Raw genomic sequence first — 5,487 nt, forward strand, 5'->3', positions numbered from 1 at the left:
GCTCGCGCTCTGCTGGCAACTCGCCAGCGATGAAAAAACCCTTGTCGATCAGAGGTCTTAGCGCCTCCTGCAGCTCGGGCGCCGCGATTCGCAGCCGGAAGGCGATTTCCTCATGGCTGGCCGTGATCGCACCCCCTTCGTAGTCGGCTGCCAGCAGCCACAGCATCGGTGCTAGCGCCTTGCTGGCAAGCGGCAAGCAATGAAATTCGAAATCGTCCAGCAACGTGCGGTGCAGCTTGATCCAGGGCGGCGAACGGTCCTTGTAGTGCTGCAACGATTGCCAGCTCTTCGGTGTCAGTGTCATGGTTCGCTCCTTTGTTCTTTCCTAGGCCGTGTGTCTTGAATGAACGGCTCAAGCCCCGGCTCCTCTTCGAAGAAGAGAAAGCCCAATGCGGGCAGATCGATGCATGGCGGCTGTCCGTCTGAACTCACGCGCGGCGTCAATCGCGGAAATGATGCAATGGCTGGCGCGGATTCACCCGGGCGAGACCGCCGACGGCGAATTGATCGTCGGTCCAATGTAGCGATATTAGATACAAAACGTCAATCGGAAATGTAGCGAACTAATTTACGGCGGCAGGACGGGCCGAGCGGCTTTCCAATCTGACGCTGCGCTCGGAGTGCCGGGTGGTCGAGATCACCGCTACGCGGGATGGCACCATGGTCACGGGCGTCAGCTACGAATCACCGGATGGACGGCAGCAAACCCTCGCAGCCGATCTCGTCGTCGACGCGTCCGGACGCGGGGCGCCGACCTCGGCACTGCCCCGTTCGTCGGGCCGGCCGCTGCCGGATGAAATCGTCATCGGCGTCGATCTCCATTATACGACGACGTGCTTCGAGATTCCCGAGGACGCCCCCCTCGGTTGGAAGGGCATAGCAACTCATCCCCACGCGCCGGAGCAGAGCCGCGGCGGCTATATGTTGGCGATCGAAGGCAATCGCTGGGTTCTGACGCTCACGGGACGGCTCGGGGAACGGCCGCCGGCCGAGCCCGACGGATTCATGGATTATGCCCAGCGGCTCGAGACGCGGACGATCTACAACGCGATCAGGTACGCCAGGCGGCATGGAGGATTCGAACGCTTTACCTATCCGGCCAGTACATGGCGCCGGTTCGACCGGCTGAGCTGTTTTCCGGCCTGCCTGGTGCCGATCGGCGATTCGATCTGCCGCTTCAACCCGGTCTATGGCCAGGGCATGAGCGTGGCGGCGCAGCAGGGCGTGAAAGGGGCAGCGTCATCACGCCGGAGAAGAACCGCCCGATTCCGGGCGGTCCCTCCCTGCGTCGGCTATCGAAGCAGGCTCCGGCGCTGTGAAGCCCGGCGTGCGCGATCCATCACGCCCTGACCAATTCCACCGACGACAGCTGATCGTTATCGAAGCCCTGGGGCAGCACGGGCCATTCCCCGGGCCTCGCGAGGTTCGAGTTTAAGGCGTTCGGCGTTCCAGGTGACTCGGGACCGAGCAGGATCGGGTGGCCGTTCGAGTCGGTGAAAGCATCGTGAAGATTGATGTCCCTGAAGAACCGCCAGGTGCCGCTGATGATCTTGAACGAAGACACCTTGTCATTCCAATTGCCAGTGACGTTGCTGCCCACTCCTCCGAGCGCCAGCTTCGTGAAGTCCGTCGTTGTGGTCGACAGGTGGATATGGAGTCCGCCAAATTCGGAATCGACAGACAGAATGATCTCAGCCATGACATTCCTCCTTGCTTACTCGCTCCGATCATTTCGGAGCGCAAGCAGCTTGGTCCGCCTTCGCAAAATCGCATGTAAGCTGGCTCACACTCATGGCGAAACAGTTATCAGGGGCCGCTCGGCGGGCGCCTTCCATTTTCGAGTGTAGTTGCCGACATCGCTGCAACAAGCTCTTTGAGGCGAGTACTCCCACGAGGCTGGAGACGACATTGCAATAAGGCGCAACACGGGACCATCCTGATGACCGGAGGTACGAGCGGCGCTGTCGGGAATTAGCGCGGCCGCCGCCGCGGCTCGTGAAGCAGCCCGGACACGTCTCGGGCGCGACGAAAATGAGCATTGGCCGCGCGCTATTGCGCAGGCCGGGTTGCGATCCAGATCACGTGACGCGCGCCGCCGCGGGCTCCGGTGGCGCGGATCCTGATCTCCTCGGCGACAAAGCCGGCCTGGCGCAGACGCGCGGCGAACCGGTCATCCGGGCCCGACGACCATACCGCCAGCACGCCTGCGGGGCTCAAGGCCGTGAACGTGGCCCGCATGCCCGCCAGATCATAGAGCGCATCGTTGGATTTCCGGGTCAGGCCCTGCGGGCCATTATCGACGTCGAGCAGGATCGCATCATAGTCGCCGCGCCCGGCTGCGATCATCCGCACCACGTCGGCCTCGCGGATGGTGACGCGCGGATCGGCCAGACTGGCGCCCGACAATTCGGCCATCGGCCCCCGGGCCCAGGCGATCACCGCCGGCACCAGTTCTGCGACGGTGACGCGCGCCTGCGGCCCGAGCACTTTCAGTGCGGCGCGCAGCGTGAATCCCATGCCGAGGCCGCCGATCAACAGCCGCGGGGCCGGCAGCGCCTTGATGCGGAAACAGCTCAGCGTCGCCAGCGCCTCTTCGGATCCGAACAGCCGGCTGCTCATCAATTCGTTCTGGCCGAGCTTGATGGTGAACTCATTGCCGCGCTGCATCAGCCGCAGCTGCGCGCCGCCGCCAGGCACGTCCGCGGTGTCGATCAGCTTCCAGGGAATCACGGGCGTCTCACTTTGGCTCGATTGGTTACGCGTTACGGGGTCTAAAGACCCCCGTAACGTAACCACGTCACCAACCTCAATCGTAACCGTAACGCAACCAGAACCTAGCCGCACGACGAAGGGCTGTGGCGATTTGCGAGCAATCGCCGACCATTGCGTCACCGCCGCACATGCGATCCTTGATCGCGGCCGGGGCAAGTGTTCGCAGCCGCTTGTCCGCGGTGGCGGTGATGACAATCCGATCGTGTGGACGGCGGGCTGATGGCACGGCCGATGGATGCCCCGGAAAGGCCCGTGGGTTCCGGCGCTCACGCTTCGTGCCAACGGCAGCCTTCGCCGGCCATTTGGTGTAAACGGTTACCCGAGGGCGCAGGCTGTCTGTCCGTTCAGAGGGATCGAGCGGGCTGCGGCAGAACGATAGCAGGGTAGACCATGGTGAAGCACTGGCTCATTGACCTCATCGGTCATGTTTCCGGTTTCAGCGAGACGCAACTTGCGCAGATTGAGAAATCGCTGCCGGCGAGCAGGGCGCTGATCGATCTTCTTGAACGGGCAAAGCCGATGATCGAAGAGGCGCAAAAGCTGTATGCGGAAGCTGAGCCACTGATCCATGAAGCAATGAAGGAGTTGCAGACGGTCGGCCCCGCGGCGCAGATTCTGATCGATGTCATCGGGCATCATGTCAACAACGGTGGTTCGCCGGCAGAAGCTGTCGAGGCCGTGCGAACGGCGCTGAACGGCTCGATCGAGAGCGTCCAGGATCATTCGATCGATCTGCAAATCCGCCGCGTCACCGTGTTTGGAGGAACCGGCTTCGTCGGCCGTCGCATCGTGCGCCATTTGTCCGAGTCCGGCGCCACGGTGCGCGTCGCGTCGCGGCATCCCGGGCAAGCCGAGGGCGACCACGTCGAACAGATCGCCGCCGACGCAGGTGACGAACGTTCCGTGGAAGAAGCCGTTGCAGGGTCCGATGCCGTGGTCAACGCGATCAGTCTGTACGTCGAGCACGGCAGCGATACATTCCGTTCGGTGCACGTCGAAGCGGCCGCCAGGATCGCGAGCGTAGCGCGGCGGAGCGGGGCCAGGCGGCTGGTTCACCTGTCAGGAATCGGCGCCGACGCGACTTCGGCTTCGCCATATATTCGCAATCGCGGTGACGGCGAAGCGGCCGTGCAGGCCGCGTTCCCTGGCGCGGTCATCATCCGCCCGGCGGTGATGTTTGCGCCCGACGACAGCTTTCTCAAGCCAATTCTCAGGCTGCTTCGGCTGCTGCCGGCTTATCCGATATTCGGCGACGGCAGGACGAGGCTCCAGCCGGCTTACGCGGATGATGTTGCGGAGGCGATTGCCCAGGTCCTGCGGCAGAGCAAGAAGCCGTATCCCGTCTACGAACTCGCCGGCCCGCGCGTGTATTCGTATGAGGAATTGTTGCGGATCGTTGCCCGTACCGCAGGCTTGCGGCCCGTGCTGATGCGGACGCCGTTTGCCTTGTGGGATGCACTTGCCGGCGTCACTGAAATCCTGCCGCACCCACCGCTCACCCGCAATCAGGTCGAGCTCATGCAGATCGACACGACGGCGTCCGACAGGCTGCCGGGGTTTCGCGTGCTCGGCATTTCGCCGCGGTCGCTCGAACAAGAACTCGAAGCGATGCTCAAGCCGAGCAAACCAGGAACCCCGGACATTGCGACCAGCTCGTAGGACGGGTGGAGCGAAGCGATATCCATCAAACGAAATTGCTGAGATGATGGGTTTCGCGAAGGGCTCAACCCATCCTCCGGCTGCCCGTGATCGCGTGCGCACCCGGCATTTGCGCGAACAGCACCTCGGCCGAACATGCGACGGCGCGCCAGCCGTGATGCCGGGCGTCCGACTTGCGGCGCGTTTCCGCGGCCGCCCGAACGACGGCCGCGGAGTCGCTGTCACTCGGCTGCCTGCAGCAGGGTGATTTGCGCAACCAGCTCCTTGCCCCTGGTCTCCGGGCTGAACAGCAAGGTGACGATGAACACGATCGCGGCGCCGGTCGTCGTCACCAGCATCGGGACCGCGAAGCCAAGCGGGTGACTGACGGCAAAATAGGTCAGCACCGGCCCGGTGAAGCCTGCCCAGATCGCGCCTTGATGGTAGCAGAAGCCCGACGCGGTCGCGCGCACCTCGGTCGGGAAACGTTCGGTCAGATACGCCGGATTCTGTCCATAGATCGCGCCGAGGAACGCGCCCTGCAAAATGAAGGCGCCGGCCACCATGGGGTAGGAATCAGTCAGCAGATAGAGCGGCGTGAGGCAGGCGCCGATCGCGGCCGGGATGATCATCGCCCATCTGCGGCCGAAGATATCGGCGACGTGCCCCCAGGCCCCGCTCGCCAGGAACGCCACCAGGTTGGCCAGCGCGATCGGCATCGCAACCATTCCGGCAGCCAGATGCAGATCCTTCTGCAGGTGCGTGGCGAACATGCCGTAGACCGAATAGTAGATCACGAAGCTGCTGGCCATCCACAGGCACGCCATGATCGTGTTGCCGAGGGCGCGGGCACGGAAGATGTCCAGCAGCGGAGCCCGAAATTCCTTGTTCTGCTCGCGCTGGATGCGGCGGTTCTCCACCCATACGCAGGGTTCCTTGACGTAGATGCGAGTCCACAGGACGGCCAGCGCCGGCAGCACGCCGAGGATCAGCAGGCCGCGCCAGCCGATCTTGTCGTAGAGCAGGCCGTAGGCGGCGCTCGACAGCAGGAAACCGAGACTCCACGATCCCTGCAGC

6 protein-coding genes are annotated in these 5,487 nt (G+C 63.6%); 2 read left to right on the forward strand and 4 right to left on the reverse strand.

Translation table 11 applies throughout. The annotated features are described in order from the left end of the window. The coding region (locus WCB02_RS40550; RefSeq protein ID WP_423968277.1) for a hypothetical protein at positions 1 to 304 on the reverse strand (304 nt) is incomplete at its 3' end. 323 nt (positions 305 to 627) lie between these two features. Here WCB02_RS40550 and WCB02_RS40555 point away from each other — a divergent pair. After that, on the forward strand, positions 628 to 1,350 hold the full coding sequence (locus WCB02_RS40555) for a hypothetical protein (RefSeq protein WP_423968279.1): 723 nt from the start codon (positions 628 to 630) through the stop codon (positions 1,348 to 1,350). Here the strand turns inward: WCB02_RS40555 and WCB02_RS40560 are convergent. Next, positions 1,340 to 1,699 carry a hypothetical protein gene (locus WCB02_RS40560; RefSeq protein WP_423968281.1) on the reverse strand — a complete coding sequence of 120 codons (360 nt, stop codon included), beginning with the start codon at positions 1,697 to 1,699 and terminating at the stop codon, positions 1,340 to 1,342. The two genes, WCB02_RS40555 and WCB02_RS40560, sit on opposite strands and share 11 nt — an antisense overlap. 350 nt (positions 1,700 to 2,049) lie before the next feature. Beyond that, positions 2,050 to 2,730: a spermidine synthase gene (locus tag WCB02_RS40565; protein WP_423968283.1), complete on the reverse strand. Its 681-nt coding sequence runs from the start codon at positions 2,728 to 2,730 to the stop codon at positions 2,050 to 2,052. A 432-nt stretch (positions 2,731 to 3,162) separates the two neighbouring features. Between WCB02_RS40565 and WCB02_RS40570 the strand changes: the two genes are divergently transcribed. Continuing rightward, positions 3,163 to 4,431 (forward strand): complex I NDUFA9 subunit family protein, encoded by a 1,269-nt coding sequence (locus WCB02_RS40570; RefSeq protein ID WP_423968285.1) that lies wholly within the window; start codon positions 3,163 to 3,165, stop codon positions 4,429 to 4,431. A gap of 221 nt (positions 4,432 to 4,652) precedes the next feature. Here WCB02_RS40570 and WCB02_RS40575 read toward each other — a convergent pair. Further along, on the reverse strand, positions 4,653 to 5,487 hold an 835-nt coding region (locus WCB02_RS40575; RefSeq protein WP_423968288.1), incomplete at its 5' end, for an MFS transporter.

Origin of the sequence: Bradyrhizobium sp. (assembly GCF_049581145.1) — a bacterium.
In the GTDB taxonomy this organism is placed as follows: Bacteria; Pseudomonadota; Alphaproteobacteria; order Rhizobiales; family Xanthobacteraceae; genus Bradyrhizobium.